The organism is Pseudomonas sp. NPDC089406 (assembly GCF_044900265.1).
Taxonomy (GTDB): domain Bacteria; phylum Pseudomonadota; class Gammaproteobacteria; order Pseudomonadales; family Pseudomonadaceae; genus Aquipseudomonas; species Aquipseudomonas fakonensis.
This window is the reverse complement of sequence record NZ_JBJDNC010000028.1, coordinates 1-18,577: the sequence shown is the minus strand read 5'-3', so window position 1 is coordinate 18,577 and position 18,577 is coordinate 1. Positions and strand designations below refer to the sequence as shown.

Annotated in this window: 19 protein-coding genes and 1 pseudogene; 7 read left to right on the top strand and 13 right to left on the bottom strand. The window is 65.8% G+C overall.

The window, feature by feature from the left end:
• Positions 1-19: 19 nt before the first annotated feature.
• A complete protein-coding gene (hemB, locus tag ACI2KK_RS19310) occupies positions 20-1,030 on the bottom strand; it encodes a porphobilinogen synthase (RefSeq protein ID WP_217841230.1) in 1,011 nt (336 codons plus the stop codon).
• A 208-nt stretch (positions 1,031-1,238) separates the two neighbouring features.
• On the opposite strand from hemB, the gene ACI2KK_RS19305 reads away from it, so the two are divergent.
• Positions 1,239-1,883 (top strand): DedA family protein, encoded by a 645-nt coding sequence (locus tag ACI2KK_RS19305; RefSeq protein ID WP_217886809.1) that lies wholly within the window; start codon positions 1,239-1,241, stop codon positions 1,881-1,883.
• Between the two features lie 501 nt (positions 1,884-2,384).
• On the opposite strand, the pseudogene ACI2KK_RS19300 reads toward ACI2KK_RS19305, so the two are convergent.
• Positions 2,385-3,011 (bottom strand): annotated as a pseudogene (locus ACI2KK_RS19300) (sterol desaturase family protein); the annotation flags it as partial.
• A gap of 113 nt (positions 3,012-3,124) precedes the next feature.
• On the opposite strand from ACI2KK_RS19300, the gene elbB reads away from it, so the two are divergent.
• Positions 3,125-3,793: an isoprenoid biosynthesis glyoxalase ElbB gene (gene elbB, locus ACI2KK_RS19295; RefSeq protein ID WP_404670155.1), complete on the top strand. Its 669-nt coding sequence runs from the start codon at positions 3,125-3,127 to the stop codon at positions 3,791-3,793.
• Positions 3,794-3,944: 151 nt separating this feature from the next.
• Here the strand turns inward: elbB and ACI2KK_RS19290 are convergent, their stop codons facing one another.
• The 3 genes from ACI2KK_RS19290 to ACI2KK_RS19280 form a co-directional block, all read right to left on the bottom strand.
• The gene (locus ACI2KK_RS19290; protein ID WP_369989062.1) at positions 3,945-4,397 is read right to left on the bottom strand and encodes a YaiI/YqxD family protein; all 453 of its coding nucleotides are present in this window, start codon (positions 4,395-4,397) and stop codon (positions 3,945-3,947) included.
• A gap of 156 nt (positions 4,398-4,553) precedes the next feature.
• Positions 4,554-6,497, bottom strand: a complete 1,944-nt coding sequence (locus tag ACI2KK_RS19285; RefSeq protein WP_404670154.1) for an FTR1 family protein — start codon at positions 6,495-6,497, stop codon at positions 4,554-4,556.
• 23 nt (positions 6,498-6,520) lie between these two features.
• Positions 6,521-6,694, bottom strand: a complete 174-nt coding sequence (locus tag ACI2KK_RS19280; protein ID WP_404670153.1) for a hypothetical protein — start codon at positions 6,692-6,694, stop codon at positions 6,521-6,523.
• Positions 6,695-6,783: 89 nt separating this feature from the next.
• Between ACI2KK_RS19280 and ACI2KK_RS19275 the strand changes: the two genes are divergently transcribed.
• Genes ACI2KK_RS19275 through ACI2KK_RS19260 form a run of 4 tightly spaced genes read left to right on the top strand, consistent with a single transcriptional unit; the run spans position 6,784 to position 9,919 of the window.
• Positions 6,784-8,178, top strand: a complete 1,395-nt coding sequence (locus tag ACI2KK_RS19275; RefSeq protein ID WP_404670152.1) for a COG3014 family protein — start codon at positions 6,784-6,786, stop codon at positions 8,176-8,178.
• Between the two features lie 16 nt (positions 8,179-8,194).
• Positions 8,195-8,563: a YcfL family protein gene (locus ACI2KK_RS19270; RefSeq protein ID WP_404670151.1), complete on the top strand. Its 369-nt coding sequence runs from the start codon at positions 8,195-8,197 to the stop codon at positions 8,561-8,563.
• A 21-nt stretch (positions 8,564-8,584) separates the two neighbouring features.
• Complete coding sequence (lpoB, locus tag ACI2KK_RS19265) at positions 8,585-9,172, top strand: penicillin-binding protein activator LpoB (RefSeq protein ID WP_404670150.1); 588 nt, start codon at positions 8,585-8,587, stop codon at positions 9,170-9,172.
• A 3-nt stretch (positions 9,173-9,175) separates the two neighbouring features.
• Complete coding sequence (locus tag ACI2KK_RS19260; protein ID WP_404670149.1) at positions 9,176-9,919, top strand: penicillin-binding protein activator LpoB; 744 nt, start codon at positions 9,176-9,178, stop codon at positions 9,917-9,919.
• Between the two features lie 154 nt (positions 9,920-10,073).
• Here the strand turns inward: ACI2KK_RS19260 and ACI2KK_RS19255 are convergent, their stop codons facing one another.
• The 8 genes from ACI2KK_RS19255 to ACI2KK_RS19220 all read right to left on the bottom strand — a co-directional run bounded on the left by ACI2KK_RS19255 (position 10,074) and on the right by ACI2KK_RS19220 (position 17,527).
• Entirely contained in the window at positions 10,074-10,328 is a 255-nt protein-coding gene (locus ACI2KK_RS19255; protein WP_404670148.1) for a DUF3077 domain-containing protein, read from the bottom strand.
• The gene (locus ACI2KK_RS19250; protein ID WP_404670147.1) at positions 10,325-10,582 is read right to left on the bottom strand and encodes a hypothetical protein; all 258 of its coding nucleotides are present in this window, start codon (positions 10,580-10,582) and stop codon (positions 10,325-10,327) included. Before ACI2KK_RS19250 ends, ACI2KK_RS19255 begins: the two co-directional genes overlap by 4 nt.
• A 764-nt stretch (positions 10,583-11,346) precedes the next feature.
• A complete protein-coding gene (locus ACI2KK_RS19245; protein WP_404670146.1) occupies positions 11,347-12,759 on the bottom strand; it encodes an efflux transporter outer membrane subunit in 1,413 nt (470 codons plus the stop codon).
• A complete protein-coding gene (locus ACI2KK_RS19240) occupies positions 12,756-13,631 on the bottom strand; it encodes an HlyD family secretion protein (protein WP_217886822.1) in 876 nt (291 codons plus the stop codon). Before ACI2KK_RS19240 ends, ACI2KK_RS19245 begins: the two co-directional genes overlap by 4 nt.
• Positions 13,628-13,840, bottom strand: a complete 213-nt coding sequence (locus ACI2KK_RS19235) for a DUF1656 domain-containing protein (RefSeq protein ID WP_016392395.1) — start codon at positions 13,838-13,840, stop codon at positions 13,628-13,630. Before ACI2KK_RS19235 ends, ACI2KK_RS19240 begins: the two co-directional genes overlap by 4 nt.
• Positions 13,837-15,924: an FUSC family protein gene (locus ACI2KK_RS19230; RefSeq protein WP_404670145.1), complete on the bottom strand. Its 2,088-nt coding sequence runs from the start codon at positions 15,922-15,924 to the stop codon at positions 13,837-13,839. Before ACI2KK_RS19230 ends, ACI2KK_RS19235 begins: the two co-directional genes overlap by 4 nt.
• On the bottom strand, positions 15,921-16,358 hold the full coding sequence (locus ACI2KK_RS19225) for a MarR family winged helix-turn-helix transcriptional regulator (protein ID WP_404670144.1): 438 nt from the start codon (positions 16,356-16,358) through the stop codon (positions 15,921-15,923). Before ACI2KK_RS19225 ends, ACI2KK_RS19230 begins: the two co-directional genes overlap by 4 nt.
• A gap of 356 nt (positions 16,359-16,714) precedes the next feature.
• Positions 16,715-17,527 (bottom strand): tetratricopeptide repeat protein, encoded by an 813-nt coding sequence (locus tag ACI2KK_RS19220; RefSeq protein ID WP_404670143.1) that lies wholly within the window; start codon positions 17,525-17,527, stop codon positions 16,715-16,717.
• A 203-nt stretch (positions 17,528-17,730) separates the two neighbouring features.
• On the opposite strand from ACI2KK_RS19220, the gene ACI2KK_RS19215 reads away from it, so the two are divergent.
• Positions 17,731-18,288 (top strand): WYL domain-containing protein, encoded by a 558-nt coding sequence (locus ACI2KK_RS19215; protein ID WP_404670142.1) that lies wholly within the window; start codon positions 17,731-17,733, stop codon positions 18,286-18,288.
• Positions 18,289-18,577 lie beyond the last annotated feature (289 nt).

Sequence of the window (18,577 nt, the reverse complement as noted above, 5' to 3'; positions counted from 1 at the left end):
TGACGTTCCTGTGAGGGCGTTACTGCCCTCTCATCAATTGAGCGGCACGCACGGCGAAATAGGTCAGGATGCCATCGGCGCCTGCCCGTTTGAATGCGGTGAGGGATTCGAGGATCACGGCTTCGCTAAGCCAGCCGTTCTGGATGGCGGCCATGTGCATGGCGTACTCGCCACTGACCTGGTAGGCGAAGGTCGGCACCTTGAACTCGGCCTTGACCCGCTGAACGATGTCCAGGTACGGCATGCCCGGCTTGACCATGACCATGTCGGCGCCTTCGGCGAGGTCCAGGGCCACTTCGTGCAGGGCCTCGTCGCTGTTGGCCGGGTCCATCTGGTAGGAGGCCTTGTTGGCCTTGCCCAGGTTCAGCGCCGAACCCACCGCATCGCGGAACGGGCCGTAGTAGGCGCTGGCGTACTTGGCCGAGTAGGCCATGATGCGCACGTTGACGTGGCCGGCCACTTCCAACGCTTCACGGATCGCGCCAAGGCGCCCGTCCATCATGTCCGAAGGCGCAACCACCTGGGCACCGGCCTCGGCGTGGGACAGCGCCTGACGCACCAGGGCGTCGACGGTGATGTCGTTCTGTACGTAACCCTCTTCATCGAGGATGCCGTCCTGGCCATGGGTGGTGAACGGGTCGAGGGCCACGTCGGTGATCACCCCCAGCTCCGGGAAGGCTGCGCGCAGGGCACGGGTGGCGCGCTGGGCGATGCCGTCCGGGTTCCAGGCTTCGGCGCCATCGAGGGTTTTCTTTTCGGTCGGAGTCACCGGGAACAACGCCAGCGCCGGAATGCCCAGTTCCACCCAGCCCTGCGCAGCTTCCAGCAGCAGGTCGATCGACAGGCGCTCGACGCCTGGCATGGACGGTACTTCTTCGCGGCGGTTTTCACCGTCCAGCACGAATACCGGCAGGATCAGGTCATCGACGGTCAGGGTGTTCTCGCGAACCAGGCGACGGGAAAATTCGTCCCGGCGATTGCGACGCAGGCGAGTAGCAGGGAACAGGCGATTGGCGGGGGTAAAGCTCACGGCAGACTCCTGAGCCCGCGCAGGCGGGCTAGCGCGACAGTTATAAGCGGCCATTATGACGCCTGTGTTACACCCTGAGGCAACCCTGCGACTTGTGGCCGCAGCCATTGTCCTTGTAGGAAATGTTCACGTCGAGACACATTTGGACACTTTCCCCCGCGCCCACGAAGGGGTAGGCTGCGCGTTCATTTCGCCAGCACGCCTGAAAATGCTTCAAAATTTCCTGAACGATTTCGGCTACTTTGCCCTTTTTCTCGGCACGTTCTTCGAAGGCGAGACCATCCTGGTTCTGGCAGGTTTTCTTGCGTTCCGCGAATACATGGATATCAAGCTGGTGGTCCTGGTGGCCTTCTGCGGCAGCTATGCCGGTGACCAGCTGTGGTACTTCATGGGCCGCCGCCACGGGCGCAAGATCCTCGCCCGCAAACCGCGCTGGCAGGCCATGGGCGACCGCGCGCTGGAGCACATTCGCCGCCACCCGGACATCTGGGTGCTGAGCTTCCGCTTCGTTTACGGTTTGCGCACGGTAATGCCGGTGGCCATCGGCCTGTCGGGTTACCCGCCGCGCCGCTACCTGCTGCTCAACGGCATCGGCGCCGCAGTCTGGGCCCTGGCCCTGGGCCTGGCCGCCTACCACTTCGGCGCCATTCTCGAAGGCATGCTGGGCAGCATCAAGAAATACGAGCTATGGGTGCTTGGCGGCCTGCTGGTGCTGGGTCTGGGCCTGTGGCTGCGCCGGCGTTTTCGCAACAGCCGCGCCGAGCGCCGCGCGGCGGCACAGGGCCAGGCCGATGATGCTGAGCAGGCCGTAAGCCAGGAGCAGGACCCAGGCCAGGGGCGTAACCACCACTAGCCCCCAGGCCCCAGCCAAATACAGCGCTGGCGCCGCTGACAGCAGCCGCGCCAGCTCCAGGCGCGGCGCCCAGGGCCGGTCTTCCAGCGCCGCCCCCAGCACGAACAAGCCCCACGCCATCAACCCCCAGCCCAGCACCAGGGCCATGGGCGGCAACTGCCCGGCCCGGTCCATCAGGTAGCTGCCCAGCGCCACATACACCGCGAACTGCGCCACCACGTACAGCTGCTGCGCGCCCCCCAGCGGGATGGCGAACTTGCGAAAGCCGGCCAGCTCATGTTTTTGCTGTGGATAACCCGCCAGCACATCCGCCGGGCGCCAGCCGGTGGGCATGAACCAGATGCGCAGCTTGTCGCGCCAACGCGCCGTACGCCGGGCATCACTGAACAACTGCGCATAGAACTGCAGGTTGGCCCACAACGGGTTCCAGCTGGCCAGCGGCGTGGTCACGCCGAACACCACCGGCTCGCGCGGGTCTTCTTCCTGAAAGGTGCCGAACAGGCGGTCCCAGATTATGAACACCCCGCCGTAGTTGCGATCCAAGTACAAAGGATTCTGCGCATGGTGAACACGATGGTTGGACGGCGTGATGAACAGCCACTCGAAGGCGCCAAGCTTGGGTACGTGGCGGGTATGCACCCAGAACTGGTACAGCAGGTTCAGCGCAGCCACGGTGACGAACACCAGCGGCGGCACGCCCAGCAGCGCCAGGGGCAGGTAGAACAGCCACGAAAAAATGAAACCGCTGCTGGTTTGGCGCAGGGCCGTGGTGAGGTTGTACTCCTCGCTCTGGTGGTGCACCGAATGCGCCGCCCACAGCACGTTGCGCTCGTGGCCCAGGCGGTGCAGCCAGTAATAGCAGAAGTCGTAGAGCACGAACGCCAGCGCCCACACCCACCAGGCATCGCCCGGCAGGCGCAGCAGCGCCAGGTGCTCCCAGGCGATGGCGTAGGTGACCAGCCCCACGCCCTTGGTCAAAAGGCCCGTGGTGGTCGACAGCACCCCGGTGCTGAGGCTGTTGATCGAGTCGGCCAGCTGGTAGTTGCGCTGGCCGCGCACACGGTCGGCCACCAGCTCCACGGCAATCAGTACGAAGAAGAACGGCACGGCCAGCAGAATCAGGTCCATGGGCAGCGGTCTCAGGAGTTATCCACAGAGCGTAGGCGCGGCCCGCAGGAAACCCTATGGCGACATCTGCCAAACTAGAGGACATTTAGTGCCTCGACCCTGGAGTAATGAGCATGACAAAAAAAGTTGCGGTGATCCTGTCCGGCTGCGGTGTGTACGACGGCGCCGAAATTCACGAAAGCGTGATCACCCTGCTGCGCCTCGACCAGCGCGGCGCCCAGGTGCAGTGCTTTGCGCCGAACATCGCGCAGTTGCACGTGATCGACCACCTCACCGGTAACGAGATGCCCGAATCGCGCAACGTGCTGGTGGAGTCGGCGCGCATTGCCCGGGGCGAGGTGAAGGATATCCGCGAAGCCAAGGCCGAGGACTTCGACGCGCTGATCGTGCCAGGGGGCTTTGGCGCGGCGAAGAACCTCTCCAACTTTGCCGTCGAAGGCGCCGAGTGCAGCGTGAACGCCGACCTGCTGGCCCTGGCCGAGGCCTTCGCCGAGGCCTGCAAGCCGGTCGGGCTGATCTGCATCTCGCCGGCACTGGCGGCGAAGATCTACGGGCCGGGGGTGGTCTGCACCATCGGCAAGGACGCCGACACTGCCGCAGCGGTGGTGAAGATGGGCGGCACCCATGAAGAGTGCGATGTGCATGACATCGTCGAAGATGTGCAGCGCAAGCTGGTGACTACGCCGGCATATATGGAAGCCAAGTCGATCAGCGAGGCGGCCAGCGGTATCTACAAGCTGGTGGACCGGGTGCTGGAGCTGACCCACGAGAAGGATCAGTAAGCGCTCACCGAACCCTGTAGGAGCGGCCTTGCCGGGGCGCCGTCCGGTCGAGATGGGCTGCGCAGCAGCCCCGACGATGTTGCATGATCCCTGGATCCTGGGGCTGCTACGCAGCCCATCGCGACACAAGGCCGCTCCTACAAGGATCGCGTCAGGCTTTCGACAGCCGGGTCAGAATACGGTCCAGCGAATTGGCGAACGCCTGCTTCTCACGCTCGCCATAGGGCGCCTGCCCGCCGCCCACCTGGCCCTGCTCACGCAGCTCGGTGAACAGGTTGCGCACCGCCAGGCGGTCGCCCATGTTGCGCTCGTCGAACTCGCGGCCACGCGGGTCGAGCGCGGCCACGCCCTTCTTGATCAAGCGGTCGGCCAGCGGCACGTCGCTGCAGATCACAAGCTCGCCAGGCACGGCGTTGTCCACCAGGTAATCGTCGGCCGCGTCCATGCCGCTAGGCACCACGATCAGCCGCACACAGGCGAAGGCCGGCTTGACCTGCGCCTGGCCGGCCACCATCACCACCTCCAGCTTGCGCTTGAGGGCGAACTTGACGATCAGGTCCTTGGCCGCCTTGGGGCAGGCGTCGGCATCGATCCATACACGCATTTAAGTTGTTCCGTTTTGCAGATCACAGAGCGCTAGTGTCTGGCCTGGCCTCTTCGCGGGCAAGCCCGCTCCCACAGGTTGTGCGCAAGTTTATGGCCCGCGCTTTACCTGCAGGAGCAGGCTTGCCTGCGATGGGCCGCGCAGCGGCCCCCTTGTTCAGCCCGCCGCCGCCCGGCGCTTCTCGGCCAGCCAGCTACGCCCATACAGGAACACAATGGCCAGCAACGCCACCGCCTGCGCACTCAGCGAGTAAGCGTCGGCATGAATGCCCAGCCAGTCGAACTCGAAGAACGCCACCGGCCGCGTGCCCAGCACGCCGGCCTCTTGCAGCGCCTTCACGCCATGCCCGGCGAACACCACCGACAGCGCACACAGCAAGGCGGCGTTGATGCTGAAGAACAGCGACAGCGGCAGCTTGGCCGAACCGCGCAGGATCACCCAGGCCAGGCCCACCAGCAGCACCAGCGCCGTGGCGCCGCCGGCCAGCACCGCCTGATGCCCGGCAGGGCCTGCCTGCAGCCACAGGGTTTCGTAGAACAGGATCACCTCGAACAGCTCGCGGTACACCGAGAAGAACGCCAGCATGGCAAAGCCGAAGCGCCCGCCGCCGCTGACCAGGCTGCTCTTGATGTAGTCCTGCCAGGCGGCGGCGTGGCGACGGTCGTGCATCCACACCCCCAGCCACAACACCATCACCGCCGCGAACAGCGCCGTGCAGCCCTCGAGCAACTCGCGCTGGGCGCCGCCCACGTCGATCACATAGGCCGCCACGGCCCAGGTGGCAAAGCCGGCCATCAGCGCCAGGCCCCAGCCGATGTTCACACTGCGCACCGCCGACTGCTGGCCGGTGTTGCGCAAGAAGGCCAGGATCGCCGCCAGCACCAGAATCGCCTCAAGCCCCTCACGCAGCAGGATCAACAGGCCGGAAATGTAGCTCAGCGACCAGCTCAGGCCATCGCTGCCCAGCAGCTTGGCGGCTTGCTCCAGTTTGCTCTTGGCCTCGGCCAGGCGCTGTTCGGCCTGGGCCACCGGCAGGCCGTCCTGCAGCGACTGACGGTAGGCCATCAGCGACTTTTCGGTGTCCTTGCGGGCCTGGGTGTCGATGTTGTCCAGCGAGCTTTCCACCAGCTCGAAGCCTTCCAGGTAGGCCGCCACCGACAGGTCGTAGGCCTGGTCGTGGTCGCCGGCGCGGTAGGCGGCCAGGCTCTTGTCCAGGGTGCTGGAGGTGTACTCCAGCAGCTGCGCCGGGCCGCGCTTGGCCTGCGGCGGCTGCGCGCGCTGGGCGCGGAACGCCGGCACGGCAGCGGCGCCTTCGCTGGCGGCGATCTCCGCCGGGGTCTGCCGGGCCAGGTCGGCGATGTTCCAGGCCTTGTCGCCCTTGGCCGCCTGCGGATCGGCAGTGAAGCTTGCGATATAAGCCGCCACGTCCCAGCGCTGGCGCTCGTCGAGCTGGTCGGCGAACGACGGCATCTCGGTGCCGTCGATGCCCAGGCCCAGAGTGTTGTACAGATCGTACAGGCTCAGCTGGTCGAGCCGCGCGGCATCGCGCAGGTTGGCCGGTGCCGGCTCCAGGCCGACGCCCGCCGGGCCGTCGCCAAGGCCGGTGTCGCCGTGGCAGATCGAGCAGTTTTGCGCATAAAGCGACGCGCCGCGGGCCGGGTCCGGGGTAATCACCGGGGCCTGGCTGACCTCGTAGGCCACTGCCAGGCGAGCACCCAGCTGGCGGGCCTGACGGGCTACTGCGGCACCGTCCTGGCGCTGTTCGATGGCCTGGTGCAGGCGCTGCACCTCTTGCGCCAGCGCCGGCTGCTCGGGGTGGGCAGGCAGGCCCTTGACCAGCTCGGCCAACACCGTACTGAACTCCAGCTGCTCGCGGTATTCGCCGTCGTCCAGCACCTTGCCGGCCTGTACCGTTGGCGGGTAGTCGGCACCGATGTAGTCCAGCAGATGCAGGGCCTTGGTGGCCTCGGCGGGCGCTTCGGCCAGCGCCAGGGTGCTGCACAGTGCCAGCACCGGGCCCAGCACAACGGCAGGCAGCCAGGCGAGCAGACGGGAACGGGAATTCATGGCCAGTCTCGTTGGGAATACGAAAGAGAACATTGTTCACTTCCACTCATTGCCACTCAAGGCTGGCAGGCAGATTTCATGAAAAATTCTGCGACAAATTTCCGGTTGTAAACCGTTCGTCGGGAAACATTCGGATGATGGCCAGGCGCGCAAAAAACAAAGCGTTTGGCCATCACCAGGCTATTGCTTTGGGTATAATCCGCGCCGCCGTAATAGCCAATGGCAATCAAGGCGCCTCTATCCAGAGGTTCTGGTAACCACCAGAGGGACTGCCGCCCCGCCCCCGTGGCCCTCACCGATTCAGGGATGAAGAAGTACGATGGTATCCCGCGCCCTCACCCTGGCGACCCTCGTCGCCGCCGTGCAACTGACCGGCTGCTCGGTGTTCCGTAGCTACGACAGTGAAATGCAGGAAACCAACCAGCAACTGGCCGCCGGCAATGTCGACGCCGCCCTGGCCGTGCTCGAGAGCAACAACAAGGGCGAGCACAAAGACCTGCTCTACTACTTCGAAAAAGGCGAGCTGCTGCGCTCCAAGGGCGACCTGCAGGGCAGCCAGGACGCCTGGCGCTCGGCCGACGGCGTGGTGCTGCAGTGGGAAGACTCGGTCAAGCTCGACACCGCCAAGTACCTCAGCCAGTTCGGCAGCTACCTGGTCAACGACAAGGTGCGCCGCTACGAAGGCTATGACTACGAAAAGGTCATGCTGACCACGCAGATGGCCCTGAACCTGCTGGCGCAGAACGACTTCGACGGTGCCCGCACTGAAATCAAGAAAACCCACGAGCGCGAGGCGCTGATCGCCGAGCTGCGCGACAAGCAATACCTCAAGCGCGAAGAAGAGGCCGAGCAAGAAGGCATCAAGACCGAATACAAGGACCTGCAGGGTTACCCGGTCGCCAGCCTTGACGCTCCTGACGTGGTCAACCTGAAAAACAGCTACCAGAGCGCCTTCAGCCACTACCTGGCGGGCTTCGTCTACGAAGCCCTGGGCGAGAAGGGCCTGGCCGCGCCGGGCTACCGCAAGGCCGCCGAGCTGCGCCCGAACACCCCGCTGCTCGACCAGGCCCTGCTGAACCTCGACAAGAACAGCCCCAAGCCCGGCGAAAGCGACGTGCTGGTGGTGGTGCAAAGCGGCCTGGCGCCAGCCCGCGACTCCATCAGCATTCCCCTGCCGCTGCCGATCGACAACGAACTGGTGATCGTGCCGCTGTCGTTCCCGATCATGCGTGACGACACCTTGGCCGCGCCGCTGGGCCAAGTGCGCCTGGACGACAAGGCCCTGGCCCTGACCGCGCTCAACAGCACCAGCGCCATGTCGCGCCGGGCACTGCGCGACGATATGCCGGGCATCATCCTGCGCACCAGCGTGCGTGGCATCACCCGTGGCGTGGCGCAGAAAAACCTGAACAAGACCAACCCCATGGCCGGCCTGCTGGTAGGCCTGGCCTCGGCGGTGGTCGAAGGCGCCGACACCCGCACCTGGCGCACCCTGCCCGACCAGACCCTGGTCGCACGCCTGCGCCTGGCGCCCGGCGAGCACCAGCTGAGCGTGCCGTCGGCCCTGGGCGGCACCCAGGTCAAGGTGAAGATCGACCGCCCCTACCAGGTGGTCAGCCTGCGGGTGGTCGGCAACCAGGTGTTCGCCGGCGGCCCGGCCGCGCAGGTAATCGCTCCACCGGCCCCGGCCCAGGCCGTTGCCGCTCTCAAATGACTTTCAAGGACTGAACATGCGCAGAACATGCCTCGCCCTGGTTGCCGCCGCCCTTCTGGCCGGCTGCGCCACCCCGCCCCCTGCCCCGGGCAGCGCCGCCAGCAAGGTGGTGACCATGGGCCAGCTGGACGACATCGAGATCGGCCAGATGCGGGTCGCCCGCGAAAACGGCTTTCTCACGGTCAACGTGGCGTTGAACAACAGCAGCCGCAGCAACCAGACCCTGTTCTACCGCTTCGCCTGGCTGGGCGACGACGGTTTCCCGGTGGGTGATGAAGAAGGCTGGAAGGCCCTGCCGCTGTATGGCAAGCAGGCCAAGTTCCTGCCGGCCATTGCGCCGACGCCGCAAGCCACCGACTTCCGCCTCGAAGTCCACACCCGGTAAAACTTTTCAGGAGCACCCTCCATGTTTGCACGCCTTTCCCTCGCCGCCATCGCCATCGCCCTGGTCAGCGGCTGCAGCACCCCTTCGCCAGTTCTCGGCGGCAAGAACATCAGCTACGGCGACAGCAAGGCCGTTGAGCTGATAACCAACGAGTTCGGCTCCACCGACCTGCAGATGATCGCCGAGAGCATGACCCGCTCCCTGGCCCAGTCCGGCGTGCTTAGCGGCCGCCCGGTGGTGCAGGTGTACGACGTGCAGAACAAGACCAGCGAGTACATCGATACCCGCGAGATCACCACCTCCATCAAGACCCAGCTGATGAAGAGCGGCGTAGCGCGCTTTGCCAGCGACAACAACGCCATGCAGAGCCAGGTCGACCAGCTCAAGCTGCAGAACCAGAGCGGCCTGTACAAGAAGAGCACCGTGGCCAAGACCGGCAACATGATCGCCGCCAAGTACCGCCTGGAAGGCTCGATCAGCTCGATCGTCAAGCGCAGCAGCGACTACAAGGACGTGTTCTACAAGTTCAGCCTGCAACTGATCGACGTCGAAAGCGGCCTGGCCGAATGGATGGACGAAAAAGAAATCCGCAAGACCACGGAGCGCTGACCGATGCGTGCATGGATGGCAGTGATTGGCCTGGCCTGCGCGTTCGGCGCGCAGGCGGCCCCCAAGGTGGCGGTGACCGACCTGGCCTACGAGGCCCAGGTGCAGGAGTACATCCACAGCGTCAACGCGCAGAACAGCGCGCAGTCGGGCATGTACCACGCCAACAGCCAGGCGAGCTACAGCGAGTACGAGAGCCTGAACAGCTACATCGAACAGACCGAGCTGCGCAAGTTCGGTGGCGCCATCAAGGGCGAGATCCTCAAGACCGGCGTGTTCGAGCTGGTGCAGGGCCACCCGTATACCGCAGGCGCCAATGAAGACGTGTACGACGTGATTCGCCGCATCAAGGGCGGTGCGTTCCCGGGGGCCGACTACGTGCTGTTCGGCACCCTGTCGGACATCGACTTCCAGCAGGACACCAACGCCCTGGACCACACCGACAGCTATTCGGCGGTGCTGGGCCTGACCGTGGTGGCCGACTTCAGCCTGATCGACACCCGCACCTACCAGATCACCTCGGCGTTCACCGCCATGGGTGAAGGGCAGGACACCAAGCTGGTGAACGGCCGCGACCGCCGGGTGACGCTGAACCGCCCACGGGTGGTGCGTGATGTGTCCAAGGCGCTGGGTGAAGATGTTGCGCAGCAGCTGGCTGAGCAGATCGGTGGCACAGTGGCCGGCAAGCCAGGCCACCCGCGCGGGCAAAACAACCTGCCGCCGGATGAGCCGGCGCGGGTGTTGAACTAAGCAGCAGCCTCGGTCCCTGTAGGAGCGGCCTTGTGCCGCGAAAGGGCCGCAACGCGGCCCCGGCGATCTCGCATGATGCGCAGAACGTGGGGCTGCTGCGCAGCCCATCGCGACACAAGGCCGCTCCTACAAAAGCCAATGCTGCCTGCCGAGGCTACCCTCCCGCCCGATTCATCCCCCGCTCCAGGTCATTGGCCAGCGCCTTGGCCATGTCGCTCAAGATCCGCGCCGCACTCCCCGCCAGCAGGTCGCCTTCCATCTCTGCCTCGGTGGACAGGTGGCGAATGCACCCCAGCAGTACCGCAATTTCGCCCAGTACCCGCTCCAGGGGGATACCCGGCTGCACCCGGAACATATCCAGGCAGGTTTCGCTGCCGACGGTGGTGAAGGTGTGGGTTACCTCGCTCATGCGCCAACCCCCTGCGCCGCGTCCAGGCGCGTCAGTGCATGTTCCACCAGGGCACGGGCCATGTCGGTGCTGTGGGTGGCGTTGGCCAGCATGTTCAGGCCCGGCTCGCCGGCGTGCAGGCGGCAGTGTTCGTCGAGGGTTTCGCTGATGCCGCGCAGCAGCTCGCTGGCGTGGGCCAGGGCGTCGGCGGGCAGGAGGTGGCTTTGGATGGAGAAGAAGGGGGTGTGGGGTGGGTCGGGGACGAGTTTTTTCATTGATGAAGCCTCACGTGGACCTTAAGGAACTACCTTCCTCCCCGTCTCACTGAGTTGGGTGGCAGTCGTACGCAGGTGTGAGACCCGGGCCACATGAGAAACCCGATCAGGCCGAAGCCTGCCCGCGTACGACCGCCATAAGCGGTGTAATTCTCATGTTGCCGGGGGTCTCAATCCCGATCGCCAAAAGCGACCCGAGGACGTTATTCCTGAGGCATTTCCCCGACAACATTGAAACTTCCGCAAAGCGCGTAGGATAGGTCCTAAAGCATTAGGATCTGTAGGATTTGGTTTCAAACTCGGAAATTTCGTACGATTTACGGGTAGATCGACGAAATTTGTGAGGCTGGCAGGGCCTGTCGCTGGACCGCATCACGGCCACCAGGTGTTCGCCGAGGATTCTCCGGCGCCTATCAGATCGAGCGCCGCCCGCGCGGCGCATCGCGACACAAGGCCGCTCCTACAGTTTGTTTCGGGCCAGTCTGTTCTGTGCCATCACCTGGTCCGCCTTGTTGGTTCGACGCGGTTTCAGCGTGGGCATTGTCGCCGCTCCACATGACTCAAGACATGCACCAAGGCAGGCGCCGATACTTTCACAGGCATAACTGGCCCGAAACAGATGTAGGAGCGGCCTTGTGTCGCGATGCGCCGCGCGGGCGGCGCTCGATCTCACAGGCGCTGCAAGGGTTGTGGCGAGCACCTGCATGCCCTGATGCAACCCCACGCCAGGCACCTGCATGCCCTGATGCCATCGATATCCTGGCTCAGGGCTTGCCCTTCCACCCCCCACCCAACGCCAGAAACACCCCGATCTGCCCCATGGCCACCTGGCTGTTCGCCGCCGCCAGCTGCGCCCGCACATCGGTGTAGGTGCGCGTCGCCTGCAAGTCCGCCAAAAACGACTCACGCCCCACCTGGTAGCGCAAATGCGTCTGGTCCGCCGATTCCTTCGCCGAGCGTTCGGCCTCGGCCAGGGCATCGCGCCGGTCCAACAACGCGCTGTACTGCGCCAACCGCGTCTGGGTTTCACGAATGGCGTTCAACACCACCCCGTCAAAATGCGCCAGCGCCGCCTGGGTCGAGGCCTCGGCCATGCGAATGCGTGCCCGGGTGCCGTTGGTGGGGATGCTCCAGCTGATCTGCGGGCCGATGCCCCAACGGTTGGTCGACGCTTCGCCGAGGTTCTCCAGAATACCGATGGTGCCCACCTGGGCGCCGATGCTGATGTCCGGGTACAGCGCGCCGGTGGCCACGCCAATTTCCGCGGTCGCGGCCGCCAGCTGGCGTTCGGCCTGGCGCACGTCGGGGCGGCGCTTGAGCAAAGCGGCGCCGTCGCCTACAGGCACCAGTTGTGTGAGCTGGGGCAGCTCGGCGCAGTCGGCGGTACCGGCAGGCAGTTGCTCGACAGGTTTTGCCAGCAACGCAGCCAGGGTATACAGCCCGGCCTCACGTTCGGCCTTGAAGCGCGGCAGCTCGGCGCGCAACGACTTGAACTGGGTCTGCGAACGGGTCACCTGGGTATCATCACCGCGCCCGGCATCGCGCAGGCGCTGGGTCAGTTGCACGCTCTGCTGCTGCAGGTCGAGCGACTGGTGGGCAATGTGGTACTCCTCGTTGGCCGAGCACACCTGGGTGTAGGCCTTGACCACATCCGCCACCAGGGTGATGCGCGCCGTGTCGGCCGCCGCCTGCACCGCATCGGCGTTGGCCTTGGCGGCCTCGGTGCCGCGCTTGAAGGTGCCCCACAGGTCGAACTGGTACGAAGCACTGAAAATCGCCTCGCCGATATTGGCCACCGGCACTTTCTCCGGCAGCAGGAAGGCTTCGCCGGACTCCTGCAAACGCTGGGCACCGGCCTTGAAGCCACCGTTGAAGCCGCCCTGGGACTCGGCCACTTCGACCTGGGCACGGGCCCGGGCGATGTTGGCGGCGGCCACGCGCAGCTCGGTGTTGGCGCTCAAGGCCTGGCGTACCAATGCGTTGAGCCGTTGATCCTGATACAGCTGCCACCAGTCCTCGGGCACCGGCGCCGACACCACGCTGTCGGCATCCTGGCGCAGCGGGCCGTTGAGGTCGCTGCGTTGCACCGCCGCATCCTTGGGCACCTCATAGTCGGGGCCGACCATCATGCAGGCCCCCAAAGACAGGCACAGCCCGGCCAGGATCAGCTGTTTCATGGGCGCTGGCCCTCGATGATCGACACCGTGGCAGTACGCCCGGCGATCATGCGAAAGTCCTGCGGCACCTCGTCGAAGGCGATGCGCACCGGAATGCGCTGGGCCAGGCGCACCCAGCTGAACGCCGGGTTGACGTTGGGCAGCAGGTTGGCACCGCTGCTGCGGTCGCGGTCCTCGATGCCGGCAGCCAGGCTCTGCACATGGCCGCGCAGGCGGGTGTTGTCGCCCATCACGCGAATGTCCACGGCATCGCCGACGTTGATGCCGCCCAGCTTGGTTTCTTCGAAGTAGCCATCGACGTGGTACGAGGCGCTGTCGACCACCGACAGCACCGGCCGCCCGGCGGTGACGAACTCGTGGTTACGCGGGGCGCGGTCGTTGAGGTAGCCGTCCACCGGGCTGCGCACCACCGAGCGGTCGAGGTTCAGCTGCGCGGTGTCCACCGCCACCTGGGCCTCGCTGACCGCCGAGCGGGCGCGGGCCTCGCGGGACTGGCTCTCTTCCAGTTGCTCGGCCGCTACCAGGTTGCCCAACTTGCGGTTGCGCTGCGCCTCGCGGCTGGCCTGGGCCAGGGTTTCCTGGCGCTCGCCGAGGGTTGCCTTGGCCTGGCGCAGGGCCAGGGTGAAGCGGTCCTGGTCGATGGTGAACAGCACGTCGCCGCGTTTGACGGTCTGGTTGTCGCGCACCTCGACCTGCTGGATCAACCCGGACACATCCGGGGCAATCTGGATCACGTCGGCGCGAATGTGCCCGTCGCGGGTCCAGGGGGCGAACATGTAGTACACCACCATCTGCCACACGAGCACGGTGGCCAGGGTCACTACCAGCAAGGTCAGGACCGCGCGGCCCAAGGTCAGCAAAGGTTTTTTCATGGCAGCATCAGGCTTCGGCAAAAGTGGTCGACCGCGCCCAGCAGCACGGCATACAGGGCAACGTTGAACAGCGCCCGGTGCCAGACCAGGCGGTAGAAATGCAGGCGCACCAGCACCGCGTGCACCCCCAGGAACAACAGGTAGGTGCCAAACATCATCACCAGCAGCGTGGGCAGGAACACCCCGCTGATATCCAGTTCACCGATCACAGGGGCGCTCCGTCCAGGCCGGGGGGCAGTTGCGTTTGTTCGGCAGGCTCGAGCATCACCTCCACCCCCGGCAGCAGCGCCAGGCGCAGGCCCGCCAGGGCATGCAGCAGGTGGGTGCGGGCGTCGCCGCGTTCGTAGAGTTCGTCCAGGTTCAGCGCCAGGCGCGCGCGCTCCATGTTGCGCAGCAGCGCAGCCGGGGCGTGCAGGCGCTCGCCGGCCCGCAGGCAGGCGGCGTAGTGCGCGCCCACTTCCTCGATCACCGTGGTCAGGCGCTCGCGGGCCTGGCCGCCGGCGCGCGGCAGGTAGGCCAGCAGGTCCAGCAGGTTCAGCCCCACGCGCAAATCGCGCAGCGCCACGCCGCTGTCCTGGCCGGTTTGCGACAGCCGCGGCAGGTGCTGCATCAGCCGGTCGAGCATCTGCACGCCAACCTGTCGGTGCTCGGCCAGGGTGGCCGGCTCGGTCATTTCGACGATGTCGCGCCAGGCGAAGCGGGTCATGCGCTTGGCCGCCAGCTCCACGCCGAACGGGCGCATCACCAGGGTCCAGATAAAGGCGAACAGCAGGCCCACGGGGCCGGCCAGGTTGGCGTTGATGAAGGCGAAAAAGTCGGCGTCGTAGGCGCCCTGGATGCTGATGAAGGTCGAGGTGTTGACGATGGTCAGCAGGGTGCCCAGGTAAAAGCGCGGCTGCACGGTCAGGGTGCCGACGCAGATGAACGGCACGGCGAAGGCCAGCACCAGCATCGGGAAGTCGTGCAGGTTGGGCAGCACCAGGAACAGGTAGAGGCTTGAGAAGATCACCGACATCAAGGTCCAGAAGAAGAACCGGTAGATCTGCGGCGCCGGGTCGTCCATGGCGGCGAAGAAGCTGCACGACACCGCCGCCAGAATCACCGCGCTGGCGCCGTCGTTCCAGCCCAAACCTATCCACAGGCCGCAGGCGACGATGATCGCCAGCACCGTGGACACCACCGAGTAGAGCATCAGGCCACGGTCGAAGAACGCCGTCAGCCGGCCCAGGCGCCAGTGCCGGTACACCGCGCGCCAGGGCGTGGGGTCGTCGAGGCGCAGGGCGTGCTGCAGGGTGCAGCAGTCCTGCCACAGGTCGGCCCATTCGGTCAGGCGGTACAGGGCGTTGGACAGCAGCAGCTCGGCACGCTGGTCCAGCGCCGCAGCGCCGGGCTGCAGGCGGTCGATCTGCTCGTGCAGGGCGGTCCAGCGCGCCACCGAGGCACTGTCGGCGGTGCCCTTGAGCCATTCGCGGGCGGCCTGAAGCACCGGCTGAATTTGCGCAAACTGCGCCGGGGCGCGGCCTTCCAACGCCACCAGGGCGTCGTCCAGGGCGTCGATGACCGGCAGCAGATGGATCATCCGCCCACGCAGCTCACGGGCGTTCTTCAGGGTGTGCGGGCCGGCACCTTCGTGGCCGAGCTGGCCGATCATCAGCTCAAGCGAGTTGAAGGTGGCGACCATCGCCCCGCGCATGCCGCCGACCTTGTCGGCGCTGACCTCACGGGCAAGGTAGGTGTCGTTGTAGCGGATCGCTTCGCTGAACCAGTTGCCGGTGGCCCCGACAACTACTGGCGCCAGCCGGCGTGGCCAGAAAATCGCCCCGACCACCGCCGCGCAGACGATGCCCAGGCAGATCTCCTGGGCCCGGGATGAGGCCACGTCGAACACCGCCAGCGGGTTGTCGACCACCGCCAGGGCGATCATCGGCAGGGTGTAGCCGGCCAGCATCAGCACATAGTTGTTGGCGGTGCGCAGGTTCAGCGAAAGGAACAGCAAGATGCCGGTCCACAGCGCGATGGCGATGCTCAGCAGCAGCGGCGACTGCACCAGCGGCGGCACCAGAAAAATCGCCCCGCCGGCACCCAGCAGCGTACCCAGGGCGCGGTACAGGGCCTTGGAACTGGTCGGCCCGACGAACGGGCTGGAGACAATGTACACCGTGGCCATGGCCCAGTAGGGGCGCGGTAGTTGCAGCAACAGGGCGATGTACAGGGCGATCATCGACGCTGCGAAGGTACGCACGCCGTAGAACCAGTCGCGGGCCGGTGGCACCGAGCTGAAAAAGCCGCTCACGGTTGCATTCCGGCGGCTTCGAAGGCCTGGATCACCCGCAGGGTGGCTTCAAGGTCGGCCGGCTCGATGCCCAGCAGCACCTCGCGGCGCAGGCGCACCAGCTCGCCTTCGATGGACTCGGCCAGGGCGCGGCCTTCGGCGGTCAGGCTCAGGGCCTTGGCGCGGCGGTCCAGCGGGTCTTCGCAGCGCCTGACCAACCCGGCCTTGCACAGCTGGTCGAGCAGGCGCACCAGCGACGGGCTTTCCAGGCCCGCGGCCTGGGCCACGGCCACCTGGTGCACGCCATCGCCCAGGCGCACGATCATCAGCAACGGCACCGCGCAGGCCTCGGAAATGCCATAGCCGGTCAGCGCGCCCTGGCACAGGCGACGCCAGTGCCGGGCCGCCACTACCATGCCGCTGCTGATTTTCAGTTGCAGTGCGTCGAGAGACATTGGGGAACCGAATATATTCATAGTTTGCTAACTATCAATATACGCCCCGCCCTCCCCCTGTCGTCAACCGCGGGTGACCGCAGGGGTGGATGAAAGGTTGTTCATCAAGCCAGCCTGTACCGGCCTCATCGCCTTTGGACTGCGCTGTCGCGCAGAGAACAGAATTCGCAAGCGCTTGCGTACCCTGTGGGAGCGGGTTTACCCGCGAACACCGGCACAGCCGGTGCCAAGCACCGCGTCGCCTGCTTCGCGGCTAAAGCCGCTCCCACAGGGACCGCATAAGCTTCAGGCCTGCGCCGTACCTGTAGGAGCCGGCTTGCCGGCGATGAGGCCGGTACAGGCATCCCACAATCAGGTCACGGCTGTATCTGGTCTTCCAGCTTCATGGTCAACGCCAGGGTGCTGCCCAACTGGATCGCCTGGTCGCGCCAGCCCATGTAGCGCGCCGCATCGCGGCGACTGAAATGCACCGCCAGCTCCTCGGCGGCCTGCATCACCCCGGTGGCCGCCGCCAGCTCCAGCCAGTACAGCGCCGCCTTGGTGTCGGGCTCCACATACAGCCCGTGCAGCAACCGGTAGCCCACCTCGAAGCGGCAGCGCGTCTCGCCGCGCTGGGCGCCGCGCAAAAACCATTGGTAGGCCTGCGGCGGGTCCACCTGCCAGTCCTGGTCGCCGTCGCACACCTCTTCCTCGTACAGGTCGCCCAGCGCCGCCGCGGCATGCAGCAGGCCGCGCTCGAAGGCGTGGCGGTAATACTCGGCGGCGTTGGCGTAGCTGATATCCACACCCTTGCCGAAGTAATGCTGCTGGCCCAGGTTGAACCAGGCAGCGGCATTGCCCTGCAGCGCGGCCATGCGCAGCAGGTGCCCGGCCAGCACGGTATCGCCGCGCCAGTACTTGCCATTGAGCCAGATCCAGCCCAGGTCGTTGAGCACCGCCACGTTACCCAGCAACGCTTGCCGGCACAGGTCGGCGTACACCGCGTGCATGTCCACCGCTTCGTCCAGGCGGTGGATCAGGCCGAAGCGCTCGCCGGCCAGCGCCGGCTGGCTGGGCAGGCCGATACCGGCGAACAGGCGATGGCGCTGCCCCGGGCGCGACGGCGCCGGGGCGATGCGCTCGGGCAGCAGCCGCGCGAGCATTGAATGGATATTGCTGGCAGCAGGCATGTTCATCCTCATTGAACCTCACAGCCCTGACCTCGACTGCGCTGAGGCGTGATTCTGCGCGACGGCACGACAAAACCTGTCGCGAACGAACTACCGTTCGGCAACCAATTGCCTCTTCCTTGATCTGAACCGGCTGTGGCCAATTGCCATGACCCGCCCATGCCGCCATCCTAAGCGGCAAGCCTAGACAAGGACGTTCCCTTTTGCCGTTCGCCACCACCCGCGCCACCCTCAGCCGCCAATGGGCCTTGCTGCGCCAACTGCCCGGCCGCTCACCCGGCATCACCAGCGCCGAGCTTGTCTGGCGCCTGCGTGACGTGGGCTTTACCGTGAGCAAACGCACGGTCGAGCGCGACCTCAACGAGCTGTCGCTGATTTTCCCGCTGGAGCGCAACGACAAGAGCATCCCGTTTGGCTGGCACTGGTCGTCCAGCGCCGGCGGCGAGCTGCGCGGCAATTTCGATTTGCAGGCTTACCTGCGTGGGGACTCGCTGCAGCCGGTGCAGGAAGAAGGCATGGAGTTGCAGGCCTGGGTCAGTGACCAGTTGGCCCGCCAGTTGCGCGAGGCGCCGCTGACCGCCGACATGCAGTTGGCCGCCCTGGAGCAGGGCCACCGGCTGCGCGCCACGGTGGTGGATGGCTGGCCGCTGCGCTGGTGGCTGCTGGGGCAAGGGGAAGGCTTAGTGGTGGAACAGCCGGCAGCCTTGCGCGATGAGATCGGCAAGACCCTGGCCAATGCAGCAGCGCAGTACCAGGGCTGAGAGCCTGTACACAGATCTCTGATTCGGCACAGACCTGTAGGAGATCACCCAGCCCTTTCGGGCTGCGCTGTCGCGCAGAGAACTAGTCTCGCAGATGCACCACGGTCTCTGTGGGAAGCGGCCTTGTGTCGCGATGGGGCGCGAAGCGGCCCCAATATCTCGGCTTCATGCAAAGTTGCCGGGGCTGCTGCGCAGCCCATCGCGACACAAGGCCGCTTCCCACGGGGACTGTGTTAAATCAATGAGTTGTAGTTTGTTCTATGAGAGCCGGCTTGCCGGCGATAGGGCC